The organism is Mesorhizobium sp. WSM2561, assembly GCF_000513915.1.
In the GTDB taxonomy this organism is placed as follows: Bacteria; Pseudomonadota; Alphaproteobacteria; order Rhizobiales; family Rhizobiaceae; genus Mesorhizobium; species Mesorhizobium muleiense.
Window position 1 is genome coordinate 1 of the sequence record NZ_AZUX01000044.1, and the last position, 24,908, is coordinate 24,908.

The following is a 24,908-nucleotide window of genomic DNA, read 5'->3' on the forward strand; positions in this document are numbered from 1 at the left end:
CTCCCACAAGGGGGAGAAGGGGGAGCCAATCGCGAACGTCAGCGATTTGCGTGACGATGGTGCTGGACGGAGCGCCAAGGCCGGGTAATCTCGACCGATGCCGCATCAGCCCGTCGCTCCGACCAAACGTCGTTTCGCCCGCTCGATGCGCCGCGAGTCAACGGAGGCGGAGGACCGCCTGTGGCACGAACTGCGCGGACGCAGGCTCGACCGCATCAAATTCCGGCGTCAGGTTCCTATCGGCAGATTCATTGCCGATTTCGTTTGCGCCGAGGCCAGGCTGATCGTCGAGATCGACGGCAGCCAGTATGCGGATTCAAACTATGATCGGGAGCGAGACGCCGAATTGAAGGCGAGGGGCTTTCGTGTGCTGCGCTTCTGGAACGACGACGTGCTGCGCGATTTGAACGCCGTCTGCGACACCATCATCGCTTATGTCGGCGACCAGAGTTTGCAGCCGTGGCGGTAATAGGGGAGCCAAATCACTTACGTCGCGGAATCTCGGCAGCGTTCAGCTGTCGTCTTCGCCCGCTGCTGGCACAGCCTGTCCGGCCGCCTTGCGGCGCAGCATCTTGGTCAGCTTCCAGATTGTCGGGCTGTTCTTGACGAAGGCTTTCAGGCGCGCGCCCTGCCGCAGGACAAACACCAGCGCGCGGCCTTTTGCCGTCAGCGGAATCAGGACCTCGAAATGCCGGGTTTCGATATCGCACCACAGCCGCTTGTAGGGTTCGTCGCCGACCGAGAAATCATAGACATCGAACCCCTTCTCGCAGGCTTCCTCGATGTTGTCGAAGAACAGGAAGTCGCCGGGGCTGGCATGGGCAAGGTCGTCGTCGGCAATCGCTCCGAACTCGCAGATCAGGCGTTTTCCCGAGCGGCTCGATCCGGTGACGGCGCGAAGCTTGCCGGCGACTTCGAGACCATGCAGCACGAAGGACGGCTTGTCGTCGGAAAGCGCTTCGACGAACAAGGCGCGGAAGAAAGCGCGAACCTTCGGCTCGCCGAAGACGTTGGCGATGCCCATCTTGCGGAAGCGGAACTCCTTCATCTCGAAAAACGCATCGAGCAGCCTGTTCACCTCGTCCGCCGTCCGGGCCTCGATGCGGCGGTGGCTGCCGACGGCCCCAAACTTGCGCGCCTGCGAGCGATGCCTCTTGCGCCTGCGCTTGCCGCTGGCGCGGGAGAGCAGTGCATCAAAACCTCCCGCCAGGTCGACGGCCAGCGACAGGTTGGGGCTGGGAAAATGCGGGAGGGACAGGAGCGGATTGGCAACGCGGTCGAGATCGGGCAGCAGCCGTTCCAGCGAGACGAGGTCGATGTCCGGCCGCGCCCTGGCGATCGCCGCCAGCATCGAGCGGATCGCCGCGCCCTCCGCCCTGGTCAGCCAGGACGGGTCGGCGGCGGCGAAATTGCCGTTGGCATGGCGGCCGCCCATGAAACGGGCGACGCGTAACGGACCGCGGCTGGTGACTTCCAGCGCCAACCAAAAAACCGGCCGGCCGTCAGCGCTCAGCATCGCCAAGACGGTGTCCGCTTCGGCATGTCTGGCCCAGTTCAGGATCCAGGCCGGGCTCTGCGCCGGCGCGAACAGCGCCGAACCGCAGAACTCGGCATAGGCCGCAAGTGCCGCACCGTCGGCGACCGACACCGACAGGCCGGCATGATCCGCAGGCACCGCGCGCGGCGCCGCCTGCATGGCCTCGAGCCGATTGCCGTCAAATGACGCGGTGGCGTCAACCATACCTCAATCCTTTAGGGCGTATTCACCGCGATTGGGGGCGCGCATAGGCGCATTCCGTGCTTGGATGAGCCTAGGCGCAAAAGGTGAATGAATGATCGACGGGGGCGAGGCAATCCGCAAGCTGGCGCTCAACGTCGTGCGCTATACCGGTCTTGCCCCGCTGGCCAAGCCGTTCGTCGGCGGCATCGGCGCCATCCTGATGCTGCATCGGGTAACCGCCACGCCGGAAAAGCCTGATAGCGTCAACCGGCATCTCAATATCGCGCCTGAGTTCCTCGACGCTGTCATCGCCGACATGAAGGCGCACGGCTATGCATTCGTCACCCTGGACGAGGCGATCGAGCGCATCAAGGCCGGCGGCAAGGGTGGCCAGTTCGCGGCGATCACCGCCGACGACGCCTACCGCGACAACATGACCGAGGCGCTGCCGGTGCTGGAAAAGCACGGCGCGCCGATCACCATCTATGTCGCGCCGGGGCTGATAAACGGCGCCGCCGATCTATGGTGGGAGGTGGTCGAGGACATCGTCAGCGCGCGCAACCGGCTGGTTTTGACGACACCGAACGGTCCGGTGACGATCGACTGCTCGACCCCGGGCAAGAAAATCCAGGCCTTTGCGCGCCTGCACGATTATCTGACGCTGAAGGTCCGCGAAGAGGACCAGCGCGCGGTGCTGCGCCAATTGGCGCGGTCGAACGATATCGAGTTAGGCGCGCGCCAGGGCATGTTGATGAACTGGGACGAGCTCCGCGCCATGGCAGGGCATCCGCTGGTGACGATCGGCGCGCACACCGTCAATCATCGCAATCTGAAGCGGCTTTCCGAAGCCGATGCGCGGCACGAGGTCGACGGCGTCAGGGGCATATTGCAGGCCGAGCTTGGCGAGGCGCCGCGCCATTTCGCCTATCCCTATGGCTATGCCAGCGCCGTTGGCGACCGCGAAGTCGGCTTTGCCCGCGACGCCGGCTATGTCTCGGCGGTGACGACACGCCACGGCGTGCTGCGCGCCGAACATGCCGGCTTCCTGCATGCGCTGCCGCGCATTTCGGTCAACGGTCGCTATCAGAGCGTTGCCCATATCCGCACGATGCTGTCGGGCGTAACGACGCCGCTGGCCAATGCCGGAAAGATGGTCGTCACCATCTAGTGGTCTGACACTCTGGTGGACGGCAAACCCCTTGCGGGCCATCCCTGATGGGAGGTCAAGGGAACGTCGTGACCCAATCAAGTCGCCCAATGAGGCGAGATCGAACGTCTCGAACAGGTATCCCACATTTGGCGGTCACCAAATCAATTAGGTCGTCCGCTTTTGGAAACTGCGAGGATTTCCGCCTAAGGTGGGGCTGGCTGAAAGCTTTGCCCTCGCCACGAGCGCAGATAGGGCGTATGATTACCGATCGCTGGTCGGGGCTTAACGACGAGCCAGCGACTGAGAGCGTAAGACTCCCGCCTTGAGACAGGGCGCGCTCCAAATAGCAATTGTTCGGCGCGCTTCTGAGAATGTCCGCCTTTGCCGGGATCTTTTACCAGATTCCGACCGCGATCATTATTTGCGGTTCGGAGAGCGAGCGTTCGATGCAGATCGTTCAAAATCGCCGCACGTTATTGGGGAGGCCTGAACTCGCGACTCCTCTCGACGATTTGAACCGCGAGCTGCAGATCTAAGCGAGCCGCAGCGCACTCAGTGCTTTTTCCAAGGAGGAGAGCACCATGCAGATCATGCTAAGCCGACGCCGCTTCCTGGCAAGCGCCACGTTGGCAGCCGCCGCCGGACTGGTCGCCACACCGGAATCGTCCGCGGCCGAGGCACCGTTAGAAACAACCACCATCCGGCTGGTAAAGAACAGGGGCATTTGCCTTGCACCCCAATACGTTGCAGAGGAGCTGCTGCACTTGGAGGGATTCACCGACGTCCGCTATGTGGCCGCGGAACCAGGCTACGGTCAGTCGGAGAAGATGGCGCGCGGCGAGGTGGATTTCAGTCTGAATTTCGCTGCGCCGCTCGTTCTTGCGATCGATGCCGGTGACCCGATCACGATGCTGGCGGGCGTGCACCCCGGCTGCTTCGAACTGTTCGGAAACGAAAGCATTCGCGGCATCACGGACCTGAAGGGCAAGACCGTCGGCGTACAGGGCCTTGGTTCAACGCCTTACATATTCGTGACCAGCATGGCCGCCTATGTCGGGCTTGACCCACAAAAGGACATCCGCTGGATCACCAGTCCATCCGTCAGGCCCATGGAGCTTTTCGTCAAAGGAAAAGTCGATGCGTTCCTCGGCTTTCCGCCGGAGCCTCAGGAACTGCGCGCCCGCAGCATCGGCCATGTGGTCGTAAATAGTGCGGTCGATCGTCCCTGGTCGCAGTACTTCTGCTGCATGCTAGCGGGCAATGCGGAGTTCGTTCGGAACAACCCTGTCGCCACCAAGCGCGTCTTGCGCGCCATTCTCAAGGCGGCAGACCTATGCGTGGCAGAGCCGCAGCGCGTCGCGCAACAGATCGTCGATAACGGGTTCACCGCCAACTATGACTATGCCCTGCAGACGATGAATGAAGTGCCTTATGGCAAGTGGCGCGAATACGAGCCCGAGGACACCGTACGGTTTTACGCCTTGCGCCTGCATGAGGCCGGCATGATCAAGACGAGCCCCCACCAGATTATCGCCAACGGAACGGACTGGCGCTTCCTCAACGAGGTGAAACGTGAGCTGAAGACGTGAGCGGGGGGCGGGCACTCAGTGCCTTTCCAGGGAAGGAGAGCACCATGCAGATCATCCAGAACCGCCGCCGCTTCCTGGCCGGCCTCACGGCAGCCGGCGCCGCGGGCCTCACCGGCACGGCGACACAGGCCTGGGCTGAGGCGCCACTGGAAACGACCTCCGTCCGTCTGCCGCGGTACATCGGCGGCGCCTATTGCTGGGCGGGCTTGTACATCGCCGGAGAGATGCTGCGCGCCGAGGGCTTCACCGATGTCCGCTATGTGCAAGGCGACACCAGCGTCGATCATTCAGTGTGGATTGCAAATGACGAGATGGATTTCAGTTTGAACTACGTGCCGATTCATGTGGCGTCGATCGATGCCGGCGTGCCCATCAGCGTGCTTGGCGGGCTACACTCCGGGTGCCTCGAGCTGATCGCCAACGACAGCGTCGAAGGCATCTCGGATCTGCGGGGAAAGCGAGTTGGCGTGTTTAACCTCGATTCGCCGCAATACGTGTTGGTTTCTCTGATGGCCGCCTATGTCGGGCTCGATCCCGTCAACGACATCGAATGGGTCATCGAAGAACACAATTTCGCGGAAGGCTTTGTCGAAGGAAAGTTCGATGCATTCCTCGGCCAGCCGCCCCGTACACAGGAGCTGCGCGCCCGGAAAATCGGCCATACGATCCTCAACTCGACCACCGACCCGCCGTGGTCGCAGCATTTCTGCTGCATGATCTCCGCCACTGCGGACTATGTGAACAAATACCCAGTGGCGACCAAGCATATCCTGCGGGCCATATTCAAGAGCGCCGACCTCTGCGCGTCGGACCCACCATTGGTCGCGCGGCAGATGGTCGATCGAGGTTTCGTCCCTAGCTATGAATACGCACTGCAAACGCTGAACGACATCCGGTACGACCGGTGGCGGGATTATGATGCCGAAGCCTCTTTGCGGTTCTACGCGCTGCGGATGCATGAGACAGGTATGATCAAGTCAATTCCGCAGGCGATCATCGCCGAGGGAACTGACTGGCGGTTCGTCGACGAGCTGAAGCGCGAGTTGAAGACGTGAGCGGGGGGCGGGCACGTATTCTGTTGCTGGCGGCGCTATTTTCCTGGCCAGTGCAGGCGCACGACGCGCCGCAGGATCAGCGCCTGCCGGTGATCGGGCCGGCGCCGGATTTTAACCTGATATCGCAGGACGGCGCGCGCGTGTCGCTTCGCGACTTTCGCGGCAAGGTGGTCGCGGTCACCTTCATCTATGCTTCCTGCACTGACATCTGCCCGATGCTCACCGCCAACATGGCGAACGTGCAGGACAAGCTAGGTTCTGCGTTCGGGCCCAGGGTTGCCTTCGTTTCGATCACGGTCGATCCGGAGCACGATACGCCCGAAGTGCTGAAGCAGTATGCACAGGACTTCGGCGCTGATCTGGACGGTTGGGCGTTTCTTACCGGCGATCCGACGATCATCCGAGAGGTCGGACGCAAGTACGGCATGTTCGCGAGGAAGGTGGCGGAGGGAAACGTCGATCACACATTCCTGACGTCGCTCATAGACCCGATTGGCACCTTGCGCGTACAATATCTCGGCGTCCGGTTCGACTTGGAGGAGTTCCGGGGTGACCTTCTCAGCCTCTTGGATGAATCCAAATAATATCACAAACCGGCTGGTGGGCTGGGTTGCGCGGCTGCCGGCCCGCGTCCAGACCAAGCTGCTGATCGCGTTTCTGTCGATAGTCGGCCTGCTGATCGTGCTCGGGGCCGTCGGGTTGCAGGTGTTGAGCGGGGTCAACGATCAAACGAACGAGTTGATCAAGCTGCAGCGCCGGATCGCAGCCTACCGCCAGGTTCAGCACGATACGACGAACCAACTCTACAGCATCTCGACTGCACTTTTGCTTCAGGACGACCGGATGCTGGATGCAGCGCTGCGCCAGCTCAACCAGTTTGGCTACGACCTCGACCGCATGGAGTTCGTCGCCGAAAGTGAGGTGCAAGTGCTCGGCCAGGTCCGGCAAGAGTACGACCAATTTACGGCCGACGTGACGCATGTAGTGGAGCTCTTCCGTGCCGGCCGTACGGAGGAGGCGCGTACGGTTCAGCAGGCTGAGATCATGCCCTCAGCCGACCGCCTCGAGCGGCTGACCAACCAACTGGTCAACACGGCCGAAGCCGACATGGTGGCGGCAATCGAAACGACTGAGGGGGCGTACGGAACTTCCCGACTGATCGTGGTCTCTTTTGCGGTGGGCAGTATTCTGCTGGCGCTGGGGCTTGGCTACATCATTTCCTGGTCATTGATCGAGCCGGTCAAGAAGATCGAGACGCGATTGCGCCAGATCGCGGCCGGCGATTTTGCTCAACAGGTTGCCGTCGCCAATCGAGACGAGCTTGGAGTGCTTGCCGGCAATGTCAACCAGACCTCCGAGCAGCTGGGGCGGCTTTACCAGGAGGTGCAGGCGCGCACGGCAGAGCTTGCGCGATCGGTCGACGAACTGGAGGCACTCGGGGAAGTCAGCAAGGCGGTCAATTCGACGCTCGATCTCGACACGGTGCTGCAGACGATCGTGGCGAAGGCGGTTCAACTCTCGGACACGGATGCGGGCACTATCTATGTGTTCAGCAGCACCAGGCAACAATTCCGCCCGCGCGCGACTTATGGGATGAGCGACGAGCTCATTGCCGCAATTTCCGACCAGGCCATCGGGCTGAACGATCCGGGGATTGGCGACGCCGCACGGCGCCGTGCACCTGTCCAGGTACCCGATCTCAGCGAAGGCACGCCCTCTCCCGCTCAGAAGATCGTCCTCGACGCCGGATATCGCAGCGTCCTGGTGGTTCCGCTGCTCAGGCCGAACAAGCTCGTCGGCGCGCTCGTCGTCAGGCGCCGCAAGTCAGGTGAGTTCGACCAGCAAATCGTTCATCTGCTGGAGACGTTCGCAGCGCAATCGGTGCTCGCAATCCAGAATGCCAAGCTGTTCCGCGAGATAGAGGAAAAAGGCCGGGAGCTTGAGGCAGCCAGCCGCCATAAGTCTCAATTCCTCGCGAATATGAGCCACGAACTCAGGACGCCGCTCAATTCAGTTCTGGGTTTCACCGAATTGCTGGTCGACGGCATCTACGGCGAACTCCCGGACAGGGCAAAAACGACGGTTGCGCGCGTGCAGGCAAACGGCCGTCATCTCCTGGGGCTCATCAACGATGTGCTCGATCTCTCAAAGATCGAAGCGGGCCAGCTCACGCTGGCGCTGGAGGATTATTCCGTTGGGCAAATTGTTCGATCGACCATTACAGCTGTGGAGCCGCTGGCGCGTTCAAAAGGGCTTTCGCTCGCTGCGACCGTCGGCGAAAATCTTCCGCTGGGCCGCGGGGACGAACGACGCCTGACCCAGGTCCTGCTCAATCTTGCCGGCAATGCCGTCAAGTTCACCGAGACGGGAGCGATCGACATTCTCGCCGACGCGGTCGACGGGCACTTCGAGATCACAGTGCGCGACACCGGCCCCGGCATTGCACCCACAGACCAGGGGCTCATCTTCGATGAATTCCAGCAGGTCGATAGCAGCAGCACCAGGCAGAAGGGTGGCACGGGTCTCGGCCTGGCGATCTCGAAGCGTATCGTGGAAATGCATGGTGGAACCATAGGCGTCGAGTCCGTGCCGGGTACAGGCGCGACATTCCGCATCAAAATACCGGTCCGAGTGGGAGAGGATGTGAAGGCAGCATGAGCAAGCGACTCCTGATGGTGGAAGACACCGAGGACAACCGGCAGATCATACGCGATCTCATCGCCACCACCGAATACGAGCTGATCGAGGCCGCGGACGGTGCAGCCGGTGTCGCTGCCGCGGCAGCGCAGAAACCCGACTTGATCCTCATGGATATTCAGCTTCCGGTGATCGACGGGTACGAAGCTGCTCGCCGCATAAAAGCTGACCCGGCGCTACGGCACATTCCGATAATCGCCGTCACCTCCTACGCATTGTCGGGCGATGAGGCGAAAGCCCTCGCGGCAGGGTGTGATGGCTACATTGCCAAGCCATTCAGTCCGCGCCAGCTGCTTGCCAAGATACGCGAGCTGCTTTCCTAAGGAGACAGGGCATTGCACGATCCGCCTCGCATTCTCGCCGTCGACGACACCCCGGAAAATCTCGAAATCCTGCGTATGCGCCTCGAGGCGAACGGCTACGAAGTGGTGACAGCTGCGGACGGTGAAGAGGGGCTTGCGAAGGTGCGCAGCCTCAGGCCGGACCTCATCCTCCTCGACGTCATGATGCCGAAGCTCGACGGGATAAGCGTCGTGCGGATGCTCAAGGCAGACGTTTCGCTGCGCTCGATCCCGGTTATCCTGGTCACCGCAAAGGCCGATACGCGGGATGTAGTCGAGGGATTGGATGCCGGTGGCGACGACTATCTAACCAAGCCGTTCGACCACAGGGCCCTGGTGGCGCGGGTGCGGTCGATGCTGCGCCAGAAGGCGCTTTACGATACCGTAGAGAGCCAGTCGCGACTCCTCGAAGACCAGGCAGCGCAATTGGCTGCATGGAATCGCTCCCTGGAGCAAACAGTGGCGGAGCAGGTTGCGGAGATCGAGCGGATGGGCCGGCTCCGACGGTTTCTGCCCGCGCAGGTCGCCGACCTTATTGTTGCAGCGGGGAATGGCGACGCGCTTCTTCAAAGCCACCGTCGCGAGGTGACCGTCGTTTTCTGCGATCTGCGCGGCTTTACAGCCTTCGCCGAGACTGCCGAGCCCGAGGAGGTAATGACGGTGCTTGGCGAGTACCATTCCTGTCTTGGCGAACAAATCGTCCGTCACGACGGGACTTTGGAGCGGTTCGTGGGCGACGGCATCGTTGTGGTTTTCAATGATCCGCTACCCTGTGCCGATCACACCGAGAGGGCTGTCTCAATGGCCGCGGCGATGCGTGACGCAATTGACGAGCATTCGGAGCGATGGCGCAAACGGGACTACTTGCTAGGCTTCGGAATCGGCATCGCCCGGGGCCACGCCACCATCGGGCGGATCGGTTTCGATCAGCGCGCGGACTATGCGGTGATCGGCACTGTGTCGAACCACGCGGCCCGATTGTGCGAGGAGGCCAGGTCTCGCCAGATTCTCGTCAGCCAACGGGTTCTTGGTGCCGTCGAATCATTGGTCGAATCCGTTCCAGTTGGCGAACTGACGCTGAAGGGGTTTCGCCGCCCTATGCTGGCTTACGAAGTTGTCCGGTGGCTTGGCCGGTCAAGTTAGGGACGAACGCAGCCCGACTCGCGGGCGGACCGAACGACGGCATGAAGTGACCGCAACGGTGGAAAGCAGTCGTTCCGTCGGCAGCAAGCGAACGGCAACTCTTGGCGCTGCCTGTGCGTTGCGATCGGCGACGCGGCAGGCAGAAAACCATCCTGAGCTGCCTCGGGCGTCAGGCTTTCACCATCTAGGGCGGGGAGCCTCAGTTCTTCGGCCGCGGCGGCTCCAGGATCAGCCATTTGATGATGCCCATGGCCGGCAGCACCCAGAGCATGCCGCTGAGCAGGAAGAACAGGAAATGCGCCCACGGTCCCGATTCCGCCAGTTGGGCAACCGCCACGATCGATGCGACCAGCGCATAGACGATGACCAGCGCCACCAGCAGGATTGTTCCGATCAGCTTTTTCAGGCGAATGGGCATTTCGCGATCCGGTTGATCCCTATCGCTTAGGCCCAACGGAAATGGCACGCAACAGCCAAGAAGCGGCGCGACGGCGTGCCGCGCTGTCCGGTCTTGCCAGTTGGATTGCGATGGTTCACCAATCCGCGACTGCAACCTGCCGGGACAAGACCATGGCTGCCATATCAGCTGCCGCGCCTTTCGTGGCCCGCGACCGCGACCTGCGTAACCGGGCGCTGGTGCGCGGCTGGCTCTACGTCGTGCTCCTGGTGCTGTTTGTGCTGGTGCTGGTCGGCGGCGCCACCAGGCTCACCGAATCCGGCCTTTCGATCACCGAATGGAAGCCGATCCACGGCGTCATCCCGCCGCTCAACGACGCCGAATGGCAGGAGGAATTCCAGCGCTACCAGCAGATCCCGCAATATGCCGAGCTCAACAAGGGCATGAGCATCGAAGCGTTCAAGTCGATCTTCTGGTGGGAATGGTTGCATAGGATCCTGGCGCGCGGTGTCGGCGTGGTTTTCGCCGTGCCGCTGGTGTTTTTCTGGGCGACGCGCCGCATCGAACGCGGTCTTGGTCCGAAATTATTGGGCATTCTTCTTCTCGGCGGCCTGCAGGGCGCGATCGGATGGTGGATGGTGGCGTCCGGGCTGGTCGACCGGGTCTCCGTCAGCCAGTACCGGCTGGCGACGCATCTGACGCTTGCGGCGCTGATCTTCACCGCGACCATGGTGGTCGCGCGGGGGTTGGCCCCGCACTCCGAGCCCGCGGCCGACCGCTCGACCCAGCGTCTGGCCGGCTTTCTGGTGCTGCTGGCGCTGATCCAGATCTATCTCGGCGGGCTGGTCGCCGGGCTCGATGCCGGCCTGAGCTACAACACCTGGCCGCTGATGGACGGCAAGCTCATCCCAGGCGACCTGTTGATCCTCGAGCCGGCATGGCGCAATTTCTTCGAGAGCCCGAAGACGGTCCAGTTCATCCACCGGCTCGGCGCCTACGCGATTTTCGTAGCAGCACTTTGGCACATGATCGTGACGCACCGCCGCCAGCCCGGCGCCACCCATGCGCGCCGCGCGACGCTGCTGTTTCTGCTGGTGCTGCTGCAGGCCCTGATCGGCATCGGCACGCTGCTGATGCAGGTGCCGCTGCACATGGCGCTGACGCATCAGGCTTTCGCGCTTGTCCTGCTGGGCTTTGCCGCAGCGCATTGGCGCGGCACCAAGGGCGCTTACCCCATGCCCAACCAGATCGCCGTCAGAGGCTGAGCCGCACCGTCTTGATCGCCGTGGCAATGGACAATTCGCGGCTTTCGTCGATCGCATTGCCGTCTTCATGATGCCATGACGCCGACAGGCAGCCATAGGCGATGGCATGATCCAGGATGGCTGGCGGCGTCTGGCCGAGCGTTCTGGCGAAAATCTCGGCCATGTCGGCAATCCGCCGGGGATCACGGCAAAGGTCGTCGCGGTCGAGCGGATTGTAGAACATGTTCGCCGCATCGAAGCCGGGATCGCCGAGAACGCCCTTCGGGTCGATCGCCAGCCAGCCGCGCGCTCCCAGCATGATGTTGTCGTGATGCAGGTCGCCATGCAGCGGCAGCACCTCGACAGGATTGGCCAACAGCCGTTCCGCGGTCGCAGCCGCTTCGACGTAAAAGCTCTTCTCGCCAGCGTCGCGATCGATCTTCGCCTTGTTGAACAGACTGGAAAACCGCACCCGCAGCGGCTGAAGGTCTGGTGGGGCAGGGTGGTCGGATGGCGAGAACAGTCTTGCCATCACTTCGGCCGCGATTGCTGTAGCGGCATTGTCGCCCTGCTCGGCGAGAACCTGTGACAGCAAGGTTTCACCGGCATGTTCGAGCAGCATGCAGTGGCCGTCGCGGCCGAGCAGCCGTACCGCGCCTTCGCCGCGCCGCCAGGCGAGGAAATGCTCGCCGCGCAACTCGTCTTCGACGTCGTCGAAAGCCTTGAGAGCCTTGACGATCGCCGGCGAACCGTCCTCGCGAACAACCTTCCAGATGCGGCTGCTGAACGTCTCGGCAATCAGTTCTGGCGCGCTGACCTTCCAGCGGCCTGGGAATGCCGGAGCGTCCATTCAGTGCTTGAGGCCGAGCATCAGATCCATGTTCTGCACGGCAGCACCCGAGGCGCCCTTGCCGAGATTGTCGTAGACGGCGAACAGCAGCGCCTGGGCCCTGTCGTCGTTGGCGAAGACATGGAGCATCATCCGGTTGGTGCCATTGTAGATTTCCGGATCGATCTCCGGCGCGCGCTCCAGATGCGCATAGGGCGCCACCTCGACCACACCGCCATCGATGGCGGCGAAATGGTCGGCGATCGCCGCATGAAGCTCGGCGCCGGTCGGCACATAGTCGAGGCCACCGAGTTGCAGCGGCACCACGGTGATCATGCCTTGCGCGAAATTGCCGACCGCCGGCTGCATGATCGGATCATGCGACAGCTTCGCATAGGTCCTGAGCTCCGGCACATGCTTGTGCTTCAGGGTCAGCCCGTAGGGCAGGAATTCCGACGCTTCCTCGCCCTTGGCGACATAGTCCTCGATCATCGGCCGGCCGCCGCCCGAATAGCCAGTAATGCCGTTGACGGTGACCGGAAAATCCGCCGGCAACAGCCCGGCCGCCACCAGCGGCCTCAGCGTCGCGATCGGCCCTTGCGGCCAGCAGCCTGGATTGGTGACGCGCTTCGCCGAAGCGATCTTGCGACCCTGAGCCTTGTCCATTTCGGCAAAACCATACTCCCAACCTTCTGCCACGCGATGCGCCGTCGAGGCGTCGATAACCCTTGTCGTGTCGTTGCTGATCAGCGAGACGCTTTCTTTCGCGGCTGCGTCCGGCAGGCACAGGATCGCGACATCGGCGGCGTTGAGGAACTCGGCTCTGGCTGCCGGTTCCTTGCGGCGCTCGGTCGGAATCGAGATGATCTCCAGGTCGCCGCGCTCGGCAAGCAGCGCCCTGATCTGGAGACCGGTGGTGCCGTGCTCGCCGTCGATGAAGATTTTCGGTTTCATTTGCCTGCCTGAACTCCCTGATAGTTCGAAATTATATGCCACTTGCCTGGTTCAATCCGGCAACAATGTGATTGCCGTTGTTCAGCTCTTCGAGCCGGGCCTTTCGTTCCGCCAGCAGCCCGAGATAGTGCATGGCCACCGTCGACCCGGCAATTGCCGTTATATCGGCGTGATCATAGGCCGGCGCAACCTCCACGACATCGGCGCCGACGATATCGAGCTGATTGATCTGGCGCAGCACCGACAGGATCTTTGCCGAGGACGGCCCGCCGGCGACAGGTGTGCCGGTGCCGGGCGCGAAGGCCGGGTCGAGGCAATCGATGTCGAAGGTGACGTAGGCCTTCTTGCCGCCGGTGCGGTCGACGATGGCATAGGCGATATCGGACGCGCGCATGTCCTCGATTTCGTGGCCGTACAGGATCTTGATGCCGAAGGTGTCAGGCGCATGGGTGCGGATGCCGATCTGGATCGAACGGTCGGGATCGATAATCCCCTCCTTGACCGCACGGCCGACGAAGGAGCCGTGATCGATGCGCTTGCCGTCGTCCGGCCAGGTGTCCTGGTGGGCGTCGAACTGCACCAGGGCGAGCGGGCCGTGGATGGCGGCATGCGCCTTGAGCAGCGGCCAGGTGACGAAATGGTCGCCGCCGAGCGATAGCAGGAAGGTGCCGGATTTCAGGATCTTTGCCGCCTCGCGCTCGATCGTCCCCGGCGTCTTCTGGTGATTTCCGCTGTCAAGCAGACAATCGCCATAGTCGACCACGGCGAGATGTTCGAACAGATCGCGCGAAAACGGGTATTGCGGGTCGTTGTCGAGGATGGTCGAGGCGCGGCGAATCGCCTGCGGTCCGAAACGCGCGCCCGGCCGGTTGGTGACGGCGGCGTCGAAGGGGATGCCCCACACCACCGCGTCCGCGCCCTTCACGTCCTTCGAGTATTTGCGTCGCATGAACGACAGCGCGCCGGCATAGGTCGGCTCGAAGGACGCACCCGTCCTTGCCCGGGCGGTGAAGGCGTGGTCGATGTTGGTGTTCGGCATGAAGCGATCTCCTGTGCGTCGAGGCGCAACCTTATTGGATATAATTCCAGGAAATGCGACCCCTTCCGAGGGCCATGGCCGTTCGAACTCGGTCACAACTTCTTGCTTGCCAGGTGAGCCCGCATGGCCAACCCGGAATTTGCGTAGATATGCATGAATACAACCGAAAGTAGCCAGCCGTCCTTACGCGGGATGGTTGTCAGCCGGGGAACGCAGCAGATTTCAGCGCGCCAGGCCGGCCACCGACCGCCAGGACGGCGGCATCGATCTCGGCAAGTCGATTGCCGTCGGTTCGAGATTGAAGAACCGGCGCTTCAGCCGGCATTGACCTCACTTTCCGGCATTTGCGAAGCCGGCTTCGTTCACTGGGCTGTCACGCGCGTCGCTTATCCGGGTTTGCATCCGGTAGGAGCGATTCTCATGCGAACGACCTGGCTGAAACTTGTGCTTGCCGCCGCCTCGGTGCTGTTCACTGGCTCGGCATTGGCTGGCGAAACACGCGCCAGGCAGATTCTCGACCGTTTCGAACACGCCAACCAATGGCGCGACCATGTCATGGTGGCGGCACACCGCGCCGGCAGCCTGCAGGCCCGCAAGACGCTCTTTGCCGAAAACTCGATCGCCGCCCTCGAGGCATCGATCGCGCTTGGCGCCGAAATCGTCGAGGTCGACGTCAGGCGCTCGAAGGACGGCGAGTTCGTCGTCATGCATGACAGCTGGCTCGACCGCACGACGAACTGCAAGGGCGAGGTGGTCAAGCGCACGCTGGCCGAACTCAAAACCTGCAAGCTGGTGATCGAGGGCACCGGCGCCGTCACCGACGAGCCGGTTTCGACGCTGCGCGAGATGCTGATGGCGACCAGGGACAGGATCCTCGTCAACATCGACAACAAGCTCGACGTCGACAGCCTGGCCGGCATGATCGCGGTGGCGCGTGACCTTGGCATGGCCGAACAGGTGATCGTCAAGGAGAACCTGTGGAACCCGGCCAGGATCACCGCTGTCAAGGCCGCCATGGGCGCGATCGGCAGCGGTTTCCAATTCATGCCGATCATTGCCGACGACGCGGTTCGCGACGCCGGTTTCGCCGAGAAGGTCAGCGGCGCCTTTTCGCCGCGCGCGGTCGAGATGATCAACTGGCGGGACCGCGCGGAGACGCTGACCGAGACCGGCGGTCCGCTGTTCAGCCCGCGCATGCGCGCGGCGGCGATAAGGGGCGACTGGCACATCTGGGCCAATACCTACGCCATCGTCAACAAACCGGGCGGCTTCCTTGCCGGCGGTCGTGGCGATGAACTGGCGGTGTTCGCCAGCCTGCCGCGCGAGACCTACGGCTTCTGGGCCGAACGCGGCGCCACCATCATCCAGACCGACGAGCCGAAAGCGGCGATCGACTGGCTGGCGGCAAACGGCTACCGCGTGCCATATTCTGATGAGGCGCGCCCGGCGGAGCCGGCGAATACGGCGAGCATCAACTAGTTCCTCTGCACAGTGGATTTGGTTCTTGACCGGCGGTCGCGCTGCCGGCCTGCCTGCAGCCACCATCGCTGACGCTGGGGATTAGCATAAGCCACCACGAGTTCGTCATCCTAGGGCGAAGCAAGGAGCGAAGCGACGCGGCGCAGACCCTGGGATCCATGCCGTTACCTCGGAGCGCTGCTGCGGTGCAGAACCTTTGATCGCGGAGGGACAGCGCCCAGGACAGCGCCCCCCTCTGTCAGAGGGAGGCGCTGTCCCGCCAGCCCTGTCGATCAGGGCGAGATTGGCTCGTTGCCGCTTTCGCCAATCCTCATGCAGCCATCGCCATGCCGTCCAGCTCCCTGACGGCGTCCTCCGGCAGATCGAGTTCGGCTGCGGCGAGGTTCTCCCGCAAATGCGCAACGGAAGACGTGCCGGGGATGAGCAGGATATTGGGCGCGCGACCGAGCAGCCAGGCGAGCGCGACCTGCATCGGTGTGGCGCCCAGGCGCTGAGCGACGCCGGACAGGGTAGACGACTGCAGCGGGTTGAAGCCGCCGAGCGGAAAGAACGGCACATAGGCGATGCCGTCGCGGGCGAGTTGGTCGATCAAGGCGTCGTCGCCCCTGTGCGCCAGATTGTATTGGTTCTGCACGCAGACGATCCTGGCGATCCGTCGCGCCTCTTCGATCTGTGCCGGCGTGACATTGCTGAGCCCGATATGACGCACCAGGCCCTGTCGCTGAAGCTCGGCCAGCACAGTGAACGGCGCCTCGATCGAGCCTTCGGCGGGGCCATGCGCGTCGAACATGATCCTGAGATTGACGACGTCGAGCACGTCGAGCCCGAGATTGCGCAGATTGTCGTGCACCGCCCGGGTCAGCTCTTCGGCCGAGAAGGCCGGCAGCCATGATCCGTCTTCGCCGCGCCGGGCGCCGATCTTGGTGACAATGACGAGGTCGTCGCGATAGGGCGCGAGCGCCTCGCGGATGAGCAGATTGGTGACGTGCGGCCCATAGAAATCGCTGGTGTCTATATGATTGACACCGTGCGCAACAGCCTCGCGCAGCACGGTCAATGCCGCGCCATGGTTCTTGGGCGGACCAAAGACGCCGGGTCCTGCGAGCTGCATGGCGCCGTAGCCGAGCCGCTTAACGGTGCGGTCGCCGAGAGTGAACGTGCCGGAAAGGTCAATGCTGGACATGGTCTATCTCCGTTCAGGATGTGGTTGAGATAGGCGCTGTCCGATCTCACGATAATTGGGTACATTCCGCACGGGCTGTACGGAATGTCGAACAATGAAGATCGACCTCGGAGACCTCAACGCCTTCGTCGCCGTAGCGCGGGCCAAGGGTTTTCGCGATGGCGCCCGCGCCAGCGGCGGCAGTGCGTCGGGCTTGAGCGAGGCGGTGCGCCGCCTCGAGACGCAGCTCGGTGTCAGGCTGCTCAACCGGACGACCCGCAGCGTCGTCCTGACCGAAGCGGGCGCGAGCTTGCTGGCTCGGCTCGGCCCTGCCTTGACCGAGGTGGAATCGGCCCTCGACGTTGTGAATGGCTTCCGCGACAGGCCGGCAGGTACGTTGCGCCTCAACGTGCCGGTCAGCGCGGCGCGGCTGGTGCTGCCCAGCATCGTCCCGGGGTTTCTCGCTGCCTATCCCGGCATCCGGCTGGAGGTGATCGCCGAGGAGAGCTTTGTCGACGTCCTGGCGGCAGGCTGCGATGCCGGCATCCGTTACGACGAGCGGCTGGAACAGGACATGATCGCGGTGCCGATCGGACCGCGCCATCAGTGCTTTGCCACCGCCGCCAGCCCTGCCTACCTTGATCGCCATGGCCGGCCGCAACACCCGCGCGACCTGCTCGGCCACGCCTGCCTGCGCGGCCGCTTCGCCAGCGGGGCGATGCCGCCATGGGAATTCGAGCGCGACGGCGAGGTGGTGCGGGTCGATCCGACGGGGCCGCTTCTCGTGACCCTGGGCGGAGCGGCCGATCTCGCCGTCGATGCAGCCATCGCCGGTACCGGCATTGTCAGCCTGTTCGAGGATTGGCTTCGCTCTTACTTTGAGAGCGGTGCGCTCGAACCCGTCCTCGAACCTTGGTGGCAGAGCTTCCCCGGGCCGTTCCTCTATTATCCCGGACGGCGTCTCGTGCCGGCGCCGTTGCGGGCGTTTATCGAATTCATCAAGGTACCGGCCGATCGTTCCTAAATTTGGGCCAGGTTCACCAAAAGAAAAGGCCGCCCGGAGGCGGCCCTTTCGACCGTCTGCAGCTGAAGCGGCGCTTAGCGCTTCGAGAACTGGAACGAGCGGCGGGCCTTCGCCTTGCCGTACTTCTTGCGCTCGACGACGCGGCTGTCGCGGGTCAGGAAGCCGCCCTTCTTGAGCACGCCGCGCAGCGCCGGCTCGTAATAGGTCAGCGCCTTGGAGATGCCGTGGCGCACGGCACCGGCCTGGCCGGAAAGGCCGCCGCCGATGACGGTGGCGACGATGTCGTACTGGCCGGCGCGGTTGGCAGCGATGATCGGCTGGTTGAGGATCATCTGCAGGACCGGGCGCGCGAAATATTCGGCGAACACCTTGTCGTTGACGACGATCTTGCCGGAGCCGGGCTTCACCCAGACACGGGCGATGGCGTTCTTGCGCTTGCCGGTGGCATAGGCGCGGCCCGACTTGTCGAGCTTCTGGACATGGACGGGTGCAGCCGGCTGCGTGTTGGTGTTGCCGGTGGCAGTTCCGAGTTCTGCGAGCGAGGAAAGCTCAGCCATTTTACGAAACCTTCTTGTTCTTGGCGTTCAGCTTGGCCACGTCGAGCGTGACGGGCTGCTGGGCGACATGCGGATGTTCCGTGCCTGCATAGACGCGGAGATTCTTCATCTGGCGACGGCCGAGCGGACCACGCGGGATCATGCGTTCGACGGCCTTCTCGACGACACGCTCGGGGAAACGGCCCTCGAGCAGCTGGCGCGCGGTGCGCTCCTTGATGCCGCCGGGGTGGCCGGTGTGCCAGTAATAGACCTTGTCGGTGAATTTCTTGCCGGTGAACACCACCTTGTCGGCATTGATGACGATGACGTTGTCGCCGTCGTCGACATGCGGGGTGAAGGTGGGCTTGTGTTTGCCGCGAAGATGGTTGGCGATGACAGTGGCGAGACGGCCGACGACGAGACCCTCGGCGTCGATCAGCACCCACTTCTTCACCACATCCGCAGGCTTCTGCGAAAAGGTTGCCATGGATTGTTGCTTTCGGTTCGGACCTTCCCCATCGACGAACGACAAGGAAAGGCGTTTCTTGTTGCTTGGATTGACGCCGAGCGTTCGCCCGCCGCCAATAACAAAACGGCGGCCTTTGCGGGCCGCTGTTCCGTGAGGGCTTATAGGCGAGGGCGGTTATCGCGTCAAGGCGAACTGAAAGACGAGTATCGCAGAAAGGGTAGAAAAAACAAACGTTTGGGTTTGAGGTATTATTTTACCACATAGATTTACTCGGCACCGAGACCAGAAAGGCTCCTTCGGCGAGGGCGTTGCTTACGTCCGGAAGCGCGACAATCGCTTCGTGGCTGGACGGCTCCGGAATGGGCATATCTTCCGCCCACAACTGCAAGGCTTCCACGGCATTCGGCACGATGTCTTCCGCAGCGTCCGCAGCCGAAAAGCAGCCGGGAATGTCCGGAAAGCGGATGCCGAATGCGCTGCCGGGATCTTTGTCGACCAAAGCGAAATAGTTCTTCATTGCAGTCTCCAAGCGTCTCAAGACAGCGACCGCTTCGGCGGGATCGAATAGGTTCCCGTGGCGTGCGCCACCGTGTGTCCATCCGGTCCGGCGACGATGTCGATTTCGAACACCATCAGGCTCTTGCCCAGCTTCAGGATACGGCAATGGCCGTCGATCGGTCCGGCCTCGGCCTTGCGGACGAAATTGATGTTGAGGTTGGTGGTGACCGAAAGCGCATCCGGCCCGGCATGCGAAAGCACGCAGACATAGCCGCCAATGTCGGCCAGAGTGAACAGCGACGGGCCCGACACGGTTCCGCCGGGGCGCAAATGCCGCTCGTCGGCATTCAGGCGCACCGTGCAGCCGCCCGCAAACACCTCGATCGCCTCGTAGAAGGTGAACTGGTCGTTGAGCTGCGGGTAGACGGTCTCCATCAGCGCATTGACCTGCGCCGCGGTCAGCACCGGCTTAAAATTGTTTTGGGCAGGCATAGGCGGTTTCCTGGATGTGCCGTGGCCTGAGAAAACACGCCTTAAGCCTGTTCTTCAATCGGCAGCGTGCTAGTTCTTTTGTTCCATGCCCGCGAATCCGATGCCGCTGGCCAATGATGAGGGTGGAGACATGGGAAGAGGTTTGAAAAATGGCTGAAATCGTCGCCATCAAGCCGGCTGTTGCCGAAGGTCCTGTCGTCGCGAGGCTGGACAAGGGCGTGCTCCGCCTGACGCTTGCCAATCCGCCGGCCAATGCGCTGTCGCTGGCGGTGATGGCGGCGCTGACGGCGGAACTCGACCGCGCCAAATCAGACAGATCCGTCCGCGTCATCATCCTGGCGGCCGCCGGAAAAATGTTCTGCGCCGGACACGACCTCAAGGAAATGACCGCGCGCCGCACCGATGCCGATCGCGGCAAGGCGTTCTTCGAGGAGACGTTTTCCGCCTGCGGGGCACTGATGCAGGCGATCGTGCGCCATCCCAGGCCGGTGATCGCCGAGGTCGATGGCCTGGCGACGGCGGCCGGGGCACAACTGGTCGCGAGCTGCGATCTGGCGATCGCCTCGCACGAGGCGACCTTCTGCACGCCGGGCGTCAATATCGGGCTGTTCTGCTCGACGCCGATGGTGGCGCTGTCGCGCAACGTTTCGCGCAAGCACGCGATGGAGATGCTTTTGACCGGCGAGACCATCGATGCGGCGACGGCAAAGGAATTCGGCCTCATCAACCGCGTCGTGCCGCGTGAATATCTCAATCAGATTGTCACCAAATACGCGCAAACCATTGCCGCCAAATCGGCTTTGGTCGTCAAGACCGGAAAAGAAGCCTTTTACGCGCAAGCCGAAATGGGATTGGCCGACGCCTATGCCTATACCGGACGCGTCATGGTCGACAACATGCTGGCGCGCGACGCGGAAGAGGGCATCGGCGCCTTCATCGGCAAGCGCAAGCCGGAATGGACGGAGGAATAGGGACGGAGAATAGACATGGAGCCTCGCATCTCCATCATCACCATTGCCGTCGACGATCTCGAGCGCGCCACGCGCTTCTACGAGGCGATGGGCCTCACCCGCCATGCCGGCATCACCGAGGGCGTCGCCTTCTTCCAGATGGGCGGCGTCATTCTCGGCCTTTTCCCGCGCGAAAGCGCCGAAGCGGATTCAGGCATTACTTTCGGTAAGGCGCCGTCGGCGATTTACCTCGCCTACAACACCCGCTCCGACGCGGAGGTCGATGACGTGCTGACGATGGCCGAGAAGGCCGGCGGCCGCATCGTCAAGCCGGCCGGCCGCGCCTTCTGGGGCGGCTGGTATGGCTATTTTGCCGACACCGAAGGGCATGTCTGGGAAGTGGCGCACAATCCGGCTTTTCCGATCGCGGAAGACGGCAGCATCTCGCTGCCGGGCTGACCACGATACCGGTCATTTCCGCATGATGCGCAGTTTCTGCAACGACCCGGATGGTTTTCTCGCCGAAGCTCTGTATGAGGACGAGGCATGAACCACGCCTACGACAATGCCTATATCGCCGGCATCCTCAATTCGGTGAAGACCATCGCCATGGTCGGTGCGTCCGCCAACGATGTGCGGCCGAGCTACTTCGTGCTGAAATACCTGCTGGGCAAGGGCTTTTCGGTGTTCCCGATCAACCCCGGCCAGGCCGGCAAGGAAATCCTTGGCCGGATGACCTATGCCAGGCTCGCCGATGTTCCCGAGCCGATCAACATGGTCGACGTGTTTCGCGGCTCCGCGGCGGTGCCGGGCGTCGTCGACGAGGTCTTGCGGCTCGATCCGTTGCCGAACGTCATCTGGATGCAGCTTGGCGTGCGCCATGACGAGGCAGCCGCACGCGCCGAGGCCGCCGGCATCAAGGTGGTGATGAACCGCTGCCCCAAGATCGAATATGGCAAGCTGTCGGGCGAAATCGGCTGGACCGGCGTCAACTCAGGCGTGCTGTCGTCGAAGAAGCCGCTGATGCGGCCGGGATTCCAGAGTTTTGGCGTCCGCCGGAAGTAGGTGGTGAATGGTGAATAGTGAATGGTGAATAGAAGGATTTTTCCGGAAGGCGGCCACAGCGGCATATGAGCCGCTTGCAATCAGGATGAGGCTGGCCGACCTTGCCATCACCATTCACCACTTAGCATTCAGCATTCAGGGGAGGTAATCCATGACCCGCACGCCCGGTTTCAACACGCTCGCCGTCCATGCCGGCGCCAAGCCCGATCCGGCGACTGGCGCGCGTGCCACGCCGATCTACCAGACGACCTCCTTTGTCTTCGATGATGCCGACCATGCCGCCTCGCTGTTCGGGCTAAAAGCCTTCGGCAACATCTATACCCGGATCATGAACCCGACGCAGGCGGTGCTGGAAGAGCGTATCGCGGCACTCGAAGGCGGCACGGCGGGGCTGGCGGTGGCGTCCGGCCATGCAGCGCAGGTGCTGGTCTTCCACAACCTGATGCAGCCCGGCGATAATTTCGTTGCCGCAACAAAGCTTTACGGCGGCTCGATCAACCAGTTCGGCCACGCCTTCAAGAATTTCGGCTGGCAGGTGCGCTGGGCCGACACCAACGATATCTCGACCTTCGAAAGCCAGATCGACGAAAAGACCAAGGCGATCTTCATCGAGAGCCTGGCCAATCCGGGCGGCGTCTTCGTCGACATCGAGAAGATCGGCGACATCGCCCGCAAACACGGCCTGCCGCTGATCGTCGACAACACGCTGGCCTCGCCCTATCTGGTGCGGCCGATCGAGCATGGCGCCGACATCGTCGTGCATTCGCTGACCAAGTTCATCGGCGGCCACGGCAATTCGATCGGCGGCGCCATTGTCGACGGCGGTACCTTCGACTGGTCGAAATCCGGCAAATATCCGATGCTGTCTGAGCCGCGCCCCGAATATGGCGGCCTCGTCCTGCACGAAACCTTTGGCAATTTCGCTTTCGCCATTGCCGCGCGCGTGCTCGGCCTGCGCGACATGGGCCCGGCGATCTCGCCCTTCAATGCGTTCCTGATCCTGACCGGCCTGGAAACCCTGCCGCTCAGGATGCAGCGCCATTGCGACAATGCGGTCACCGTCGCCGCGTGGCTGTCCAACCACCCAAAGATCGCCTGGGTGTCCTATCCCGGCCTGCCCAGCGACAACAACAACGCGCTGCAGAAGAAGTATTCGCCGCTTGGCGCCGGTGCGGTGTTCACCTTCGGCCTGAAGGGCGGCTATGCGGCGGGCATCGCATTCGTCGAGGCGCTCGAACTGTTCTCGCACCTCGCCAATGTCGGCGACACCAAGTCGCTGGTCATTCATCCGGCATCGACCACCCATCGGCAACTGTCCGACGAGCAGAAGGTCGCCGCGGGCGCTGGGCCGGATACGGTCAGGCTCTCGGTCGGCATCGAGGATGTCAACGACATCGTCGCCGATCTGGAACAGGCTCTCGCCAAGGTCTGACCCCGCTGGAAGGAGTTTCCATGACCGCGCCGAAATTTCTCTCCGTCGATATTGAAAGCGTCGAGCCGGAACCTGGGGCGCCGGCGCCGGATCGCCTGATTTCAGGCGATCCAAAATTCCGCACCTGGAATGTCGAGGAACGCGACGGCGGCCTCTATGCCGGCATCTGGGAGGCGACGCCGGGCAAATGGCGCATCGAATACGGCGAGTGGGAGTTCTGCCACATCCTGTCGGGCGTCTCGGTGATCTCCGAGGAGGGCAGCGAGGCGCGCACCGTCAGCGCCGGCGACAGTTTCGTGCTCAGGCCGGGCTTTAGGGGAAGCTGGGAAGTGCTTGAAACGACACGCAAGGAGTATGTGATCAAGCTTTGATCATTGTGCAGTGTGCACGACGAGTCTTTCCAGCCCGTGGAAATGATAGGTGTCGCGAAAACGCGGCTGTTCGGCCAGATGGAGCCGCGGCAGCCGGTCGAACAAGGTTTTCAGCGATACCTGCAATTCGAGCCGGGCGAGCGGCGCGCCGATGCAGAAATGAATGCCGGCGCCGAACGAGACGTTCTTCTGGTCGGCGCGATCCGGCCTGAAGGCGAAGGGTTCGGCAAAGGCCGCCGGGTCGTGATTGGCCATGCCGAGCAGCAGGCCGATCGTCTCGCCCGGCCGCACCAGAATGCCGGGAACGAACTCGATGTCTTCATAGGCATAACGCGTGAACATGTGCAGCGGCGCGTCGAAGCGCAGGCATTCCTCGACCGTGGCGGTGGTCGTTTGTGGCGAGGTGAAGAAGCGGCGCGGGTCGCCGCCTTGCGCGAGAATCGCGCGCACCGCATTGCCGGTCTGGTGGACGGTCGCCTCGTGGCCGGCATTTAGCAGCAGGATGGCCGAGGACACCAGTTCGTCCTCAGAGAGTCTTTGGCCATCGTCTTGCGCCGAGATCAGCAGCGACAGCAGATCGTCGCCGGGGTTTTTGCGCCGCTCGGCAACATGGCCGCGCAGGAAATCCGAAAAATCATGTGCTGCGCGATTGGCCGTTTCTTCCGTTTCGCGGGTGCGGCCGTGCATGTACATGGCGACCATCCGATGCGACCAGTCGAGGAGTTGCTGCCCCATCTCGACCGGCACGCCGAGCATCTCGGCAATGATGGTGATCGGCAAAGGCGAGGCGAAGGCCGGCAGCAGGTCGACCTGGCCCGGCTCGAAACGGTCGATCAGTTCGTTGGCCAGCGCCTCGACGCGCGGCCTCAGCCGCTCGACCTGACGCGAGACGAAGGCGCGGTTGACCAGCGTTCTGAGCCTGGTGTGAACGGGCGGTTCCAACTCCAGCATCGAATTGGCCTCGATGCCGTCGAAGCTGCTGAGATGGATGCGGTCCTCACCGACGCCGCTTCTGTCAGGGATGCCGGCCGGGTTGTGGCGGCCGAAGCGGCGGTCGCGCAGCAGCCGGCTGACGTCGTCGAAGCCGCCAAAGCACCAGAAGCCGAACTCTTCCCAGAAGAAGACATTCGATGCGCCATACATGAAGGCATAGGCCGCGTAGGGGTTCTGGAAGAAAGCCGCCTCGTGCGGATCGAGCCGCACATGGCGGGTGGCCGGATTGAAGGCCAGGTAAGTCGGTGGCACCAAATCGGTCATTGTGGATCATTAGCG

At 62.7% G+C, this 24,908-nt stretch carries 29 protein-coding genes; 18 read left to right on the plus strand and 11 right to left on the minus strand.

What is annotated here, in order from left to right; all coding sequences use genetic code 11:
- Positions 1-97: 97 nt before the first annotated feature.
- The gene (locus M727_RS0127270) at positions 98-469 is read left to right on the plus strand and encodes an endonuclease domain-containing protein (protein ID WP_027155290.1); all 372 of its coding nucleotides are present in this window, start codon (positions 98-100) and stop codon (positions 467-469) included.
- 42 nt (positions 470-511) lie between these two features.
- Here the strand turns inward: M727_RS0127270 and M727_RS0127275 are convergent, their stop codons facing one another.
- Entirely contained in the window at positions 512-1,741 is a 1,230-nt protein-coding gene (locus M727_RS0127275) for a GNAT family N-acetyltransferase (RefSeq protein ID WP_027155291.1), read from the minus strand.
- 91 nt (positions 1,742-1,832) lie between these two features.
- Here M727_RS0127275 and M727_RS0127280 point away from each other — a divergent pair, with 91 nt between their 5' ends.
- The 8 genes from M727_RS0127280 (at position 1,833) to M727_RS0127315 (ending at position 9,695) form a co-directional block, all read left to right on the plus strand.
- Positions 1,833-2,888, plus strand: a complete 1,056-nt coding sequence (locus M727_RS0127280) for a polysaccharide deacetylase family protein (protein WP_027155292.1) — start codon at positions 1,833-1,835, stop codon at positions 2,886-2,888.
- Positions 2,889-3,241: 353 nt separating this feature from the next.
- Complete coding sequence (locus M727_RS41815) at positions 3,242-3,406, plus strand: hypothetical protein (protein WP_156941644.1); 165 nt, start codon at positions 3,242-3,244, stop codon at positions 3,404-3,406.
- 90 nt (positions 3,407-3,496) lie between these two features.
- Positions 3,497-4,459 carry an ABC transporter substrate-binding protein gene (locus tag M727_RS0127290; RefSeq protein ID WP_245269019.1) on the plus strand — a complete coding sequence of 321 codons (963 nt, stop codon included), beginning with the start codon at positions 3,497-3,499 and terminating at the stop codon, positions 4,457-4,459.
- Positions 4,460-4,503: 44 nt separating this feature from the next.
- Entirely contained in the window at positions 4,504-5,514 is a 1,011-nt protein-coding gene (locus M727_RS0127295) for an ABC transporter substrate-binding protein (protein WP_027155294.1), read from the plus strand.
- 23 nt (positions 5,515-5,537) lie between these two features.
- Complete coding sequence (locus M727_RS37660; protein WP_051505766.1) at positions 5,538-6,098, plus strand: SCO family protein; 561 nt, start codon at positions 5,538-5,540, stop codon at positions 6,096-6,098.
- Entirely contained in the window at positions 6,085-8,172 is a 2,088-nt protein-coding gene (locus M727_RS37665) for an ATP-binding protein (RefSeq protein WP_051505767.1), read from the plus strand. Before M727_RS37660 ends, M727_RS37665 begins: the two co-directional genes overlap by 14 nt.
- Positions 8,173-8,186: 14 nt before the next feature.
- On the plus strand, positions 8,187-8,534 hold the full coding sequence (locus M727_RS0127310) for a response regulator (RefSeq protein ID WP_245269020.1): 348 nt from the start codon (positions 8,187-8,189) through the stop codon (positions 8,532-8,534).
- 12 nt (positions 8,535-8,546) lie between these two features.
- On the plus strand, positions 8,547-9,695 hold the full coding sequence (locus M727_RS0127315; RefSeq protein ID WP_027155296.1) for a response regulator: 1,149 nt from the start codon (positions 8,547-8,549) through the stop codon (positions 9,693-9,695).
- A 199-nt stretch (positions 9,696-9,894) separates the two neighbouring features.
- Here the strand turns inward: M727_RS0127315 and M727_RS0127320 are convergent, their stop codons facing one another.
- Positions 9,895-10,113 carry a DUF2842 domain-containing protein gene (locus M727_RS0127320; protein ID WP_023798362.1) on the minus strand — a complete coding sequence of 73 codons (219 nt, stop codon included), beginning with the start codon at positions 10,111-10,113 and terminating at the stop codon, positions 9,895-9,897.
- Between the two features lie 152 nt (positions 10,114-10,265).
- Here M727_RS0127320 and M727_RS0127325 point away from each other — a divergent pair, with 152 nt between their 5' ends.
- Positions 10,266-11,357 carry a COX15/CtaA family protein gene (locus M727_RS0127325; protein ID WP_027155297.1) on the plus strand — a complete coding sequence of 364 codons (1,092 nt, stop codon included), beginning with the start codon at positions 10,266-10,268 and terminating at the stop codon, positions 11,355-11,357.
- Here the strand turns inward: M727_RS0127325 and M727_RS0127330 are convergent.
- The 3 genes from M727_RS0127330 to speB are packed head-to-tail and all read right to left on the minus strand — an operon-like array spanning position 11,347 to position 14,158.
- Positions 11,347-12,186: an aminoglycoside phosphotransferase family protein gene (locus M727_RS0127330; RefSeq protein WP_027155298.1), complete on the minus strand. Its 840-nt coding sequence runs from the start codon at positions 12,184-12,186 to the stop codon at positions 11,347-11,349. The genes M727_RS0127325 and M727_RS0127330 overlap by 11 nt on opposite strands.
- Positions 12,187-13,119: an N-acetyl-gamma-glutamyl-phosphate reductase gene (gene argC, locus M727_RS0127335; protein ID WP_027155299.1), complete on the minus strand. Its 933-nt coding sequence runs from the start codon at positions 13,117-13,119 to the stop codon at positions 12,187-12,189.
- A gap of 31 nt (positions 13,120-13,150) precedes the next feature.
- Positions 13,151-14,158 carry an agmatinase gene (speB, locus tag M727_RS0127340; protein ID WP_027155300.1) on the minus strand — a complete coding sequence of 336 codons (1,008 nt, stop codon included), beginning with the start codon at positions 14,156-14,158 and terminating at the stop codon, positions 13,151-13,153.
- Positions 14,159-14,354: 196 nt separating this feature from the next.
- Here speB and M727_RS43855 point away from each other — a divergent pair, with 196 nt between their 5' ends.
- A complete protein-coding gene (locus M727_RS43855; protein WP_280944179.1) occupies positions 14,355-14,486 on the plus strand; it encodes a hypothetical protein in 132 nt (43 codons plus the stop codon).
- A gap of 92 nt (positions 14,487-14,578) precedes the next feature.
- Positions 14,579-15,637 (plus strand): glycerophosphodiester phosphodiesterase family protein, encoded by a 1,059-nt coding sequence (locus tag M727_RS0127350; RefSeq protein ID WP_027155301.1) that lies wholly within the window; start codon positions 14,579-14,581, stop codon positions 15,635-15,637.
- 310 nt (positions 15,638-15,947) lie between these two features.
- Here the strand turns inward: M727_RS0127350 and M727_RS0127355 are convergent, their stop codons facing one another.
- The gene (locus M727_RS0127355) at positions 15,948-16,820 is read right to left on the minus strand and encodes an aldo/keto reductase family oxidoreductase (RefSeq protein WP_027155302.1); all 873 of its coding nucleotides are present in this window, start codon (positions 16,818-16,820) and stop codon (positions 15,948-15,950) included.
- 94 nt (positions 16,821-16,914) lie between these two features.
- Here M727_RS0127355 and M727_RS0127360 point away from each other — a divergent pair, with 94 nt between their 5' ends.
- Complete coding sequence (locus M727_RS0127360; RefSeq protein WP_027155303.1) at positions 16,915-17,823, plus strand: LysR family transcriptional regulator; 909 nt, start codon at positions 16,915-16,917, stop codon at positions 17,821-17,823.
- A gap of 74 nt (positions 17,824-17,897) precedes the next feature.
- Here M727_RS0127360 and rpsI read toward each other — a convergent pair whose 3' ends face one another.
- The 4 genes from rpsI to M727_RS0127380 form a co-directional block, all read right to left on the minus strand.
- On the minus strand, positions 17,898-18,380 hold the full coding sequence (gene rpsI, locus M727_RS0127365) for a 30S ribosomal protein S9 (RefSeq protein WP_027155304.1): 483 nt from the start codon (positions 18,378-18,380) through the stop codon (positions 17,898-17,900).
- A 1-nt stretch (position 18,381) separates the two neighbouring features.
- Positions 18,382-18,846, minus strand: a complete 465-nt coding sequence (gene rplM / locus M727_RS0127370; protein ID WP_023798353.1) for a 50S ribosomal protein L13 — start codon at positions 18,844-18,846, stop codon at positions 18,382-18,384.
- Positions 18,847-19,081: 235 nt separating this feature from the next.
- Complete coding sequence (locus M727_RS37670) at positions 19,082-19,345, minus strand: type II toxin-antitoxin system HicB family antitoxin (RefSeq protein ID WP_084646910.1); 264 nt, start codon at positions 19,343-19,345, stop codon at positions 19,082-19,084.
- A 17-nt stretch (positions 19,346-19,362) separates the two neighbouring features.
- A complete protein-coding gene (locus M727_RS0127380) occupies positions 19,363-19,818 on the minus strand; it encodes a PaaI family thioesterase (RefSeq protein WP_027155305.1) in 456 nt (151 codons plus the stop codon).
- 149 nt (positions 19,819-19,967) lie between these two features.
- Here M727_RS0127380 and M727_RS0127385 point away from each other — a divergent pair, with 149 nt between their 5' ends.
- From M727_RS0127385 to M727_RS0127405, 5 genes are all read left to right on the plus strand, one after another.
- The gene (locus M727_RS0127385) at positions 19,968-20,789 is read left to right on the plus strand and encodes an enoyl-CoA hydratase (RefSeq protein WP_027155306.1); all 822 of its coding nucleotides are present in this window, start codon (positions 19,968-19,970) and stop codon (positions 20,787-20,789) included.
- Between the two features lie 15 nt (positions 20,790-20,804).
- A complete protein-coding gene (locus tag M727_RS0127390; RefSeq protein ID WP_027155307.1) occupies positions 20,805-21,227 on the plus strand; it encodes a VOC family protein in 423 nt (140 codons plus the stop codon).
- An 87-nt stretch (positions 21,228-21,314) separates the two neighbouring features.
- Entirely contained in the window at positions 21,315-21,833 is a 519-nt protein-coding gene (locus M727_RS0127395) for a CoA-binding protein (RefSeq protein WP_027155308.1), read from the plus strand.
- Between the two features lie 151 nt (positions 21,834-21,984).
- A complete protein-coding gene (locus M727_RS0127400) occupies positions 21,985-23,265 on the plus strand; it encodes an O-acetylhomoserine aminocarboxypropyltransferase (protein WP_027155309.1) in 1,281 nt (426 codons plus the stop codon).
- 20 nt (positions 23,266-23,285) lie between these two features.
- Complete coding sequence (locus tag M727_RS0127405; protein WP_027155310.1) at positions 23,286-23,636, plus strand: cupin domain-containing protein; 351 nt, start codon at positions 23,286-23,288, stop codon at positions 23,634-23,636.
- On the opposite strand, the gene M727_RS0127410 is transcribed toward M727_RS0127405, so the two are convergent.
- On the minus strand, positions 23,637-24,893 hold the full coding sequence (locus tag M727_RS0127410) for a cytochrome P450 (RefSeq protein ID WP_027155311.1): 1,257 nt from the start codon (positions 24,891-24,893) through the stop codon (positions 23,637-23,639). It lies immediately after the preceding gene.
- Positions 24,894-24,908 lie beyond the last annotated feature (15 nt).

Coding starts and splice junctions, on each gene's coding strand:
- M727_RS0127270 (WP_027155290.1), top strand. CDS start 98: ATGCCGCATCAGCCCGTCGCTCCGACCAAACGTCGTTTCGCCCGCTCG.
- M727_RS0127275 (WP_027155291.1), bottom strand. CDS start 1,741: ATGGTTGACGCCACCGCGTCATTTGACGGCAATCGGCTCGAGGCCATG.
- M727_RS0127280 (WP_027155292.1), top strand. CDS start 1,833: ATGATCGACGGGGGCGAGGCAATCCGCAAGCTGGCGCTCAACGTCGTG.
- M727_RS41815 (WP_156941644.1), top strand. CDS start 3,242: ATGTCCGCCTTTGCCGGGATCTTTTACCAGATTCCGACCGCGATCATT.
- M727_RS0127295 (WP_027155294.1), top strand. CDS start 4,504: ATGCAGATCATCCAGAACCGCCGCCGCTTCCTGGCCGGCCTCACGGCA.
- M727_RS37665 (WP_051505767.1), top strand. CDS start 6,085: ATGAATCCAAATAATATCACAAACCGGCTGGTGGGCTGGGTTGCGCGG.
- M727_RS0127310 (WP_245269020.1), top strand. CDS start 8,187: ATGGTGGAAGACACCGAGGACAACCGGCAGATCATACGCGATCTCATC.
- M727_RS0127320 (WP_023798362.1), bottom strand. CDS start 10,113: ATGCCCATTCGCCTGAAAAAGCTGATCGGAACAATCCTGCTGGTGGCG.
- M727_RS0127325 (WP_027155297.1), top strand. CDS start 10,266: ATGGCTGCCATATCAGCTGCCGCGCCTTTCGTGGCCCGCGACCGCGAC.
- M727_RS0127330 (WP_027155298.1), bottom strand. CDS start 12,186: ATGGACGCTCCGGCATTCCCAGGCCGCTGGAAGGTCAGCGCGCCAGAA.
- argC (WP_027155299.1), bottom strand. CDS start 13,119: ATGAAACCGAAAATCTTCATCGACGGCGAGCACGGCACCACCGGTCTC.
- speB (WP_027155300.1), bottom strand. CDS start 14,158: ATGCCGAACACCAACATCGACCACGCCTTCACCGCCCGGGCAAGGACG.
- M727_RS0127350 (WP_027155301.1), top strand. CDS start 14,579: ATGCGAACGACCTGGCTGAAACTTGTGCTTGCCGCCGCCTCGGTGCTG.
- M727_RS0127355 (WP_027155302.1), bottom strand. CDS start 16,820: ATGTCCAGCATTGACCTTTCCGGCACGTTCACTCTCGGCGACCGCACC.
- M727_RS0127360 (WP_027155303.1), top strand. CDS start 16,915: ATGAAGATCGACCTCGGAGACCTCAACGCCTTCGTCGCCGTAGCGCGG.
- rpsI (WP_027155304.1), bottom strand. CDS start 18,380: ATGGCTGAGCTTTCCTCGCTCGCAGAACTCGGAACTGCCACCGGCAAC.
- rplM (WP_023798353.1), bottom strand. CDS start 18,846: ATGGCAACCTTTTCGCAGAAGCCTGCGGATGTGGTGAAGAAGTGGGTG.
- M727_RS37670 (WP_084646910.1), bottom strand. CDS start 19,345: ATGAAGAACTATTTCGCTTTGGTCGACAAAGATCCCGGCAGCGCATTC.
- M727_RS0127380 (WP_027155305.1), bottom strand. CDS start 19,818: ATGCCTGCCCAAAACAATTTTAAGCCGGTGCTGACCGCGGCGCAGGTC.
- M727_RS0127385 (WP_027155306.1), top strand. CDS start 19,968: ATGGCTGAAATCGTCGCCATCAAGCCGGCTGTTGCCGAAGGTCCTGTC.
- M727_RS0127390 (WP_027155307.1), top strand. CDS start 20,805: ATGGAGCCTCGCATCTCCATCATCACCATTGCCGTCGACGATCTCGAG.
- M727_RS0127395 (WP_027155308.1), top strand. CDS start 21,315: ATGAACCACGCCTACGACAATGCCTATATCGCCGGCATCCTCAATTCG.
- M727_RS0127400 (WP_027155309.1), top strand. CDS start 21,985: ATGACCCGCACGCCCGGTTTCAACACGCTCGCCGTCCATGCCGGCGCC.
- M727_RS0127405 (WP_027155310.1), top strand. CDS start 23,286: ATGACCGCGCCGAAATTTCTCTCCGTCGATATTGAAAGCGTCGAGCCG.
- M727_RS0127410 (WP_027155311.1), bottom strand. CDS start 24,893: ATGACCGATTTGGTGCCACCGACTTACCTGGCCTTCAATCCGGCCACC.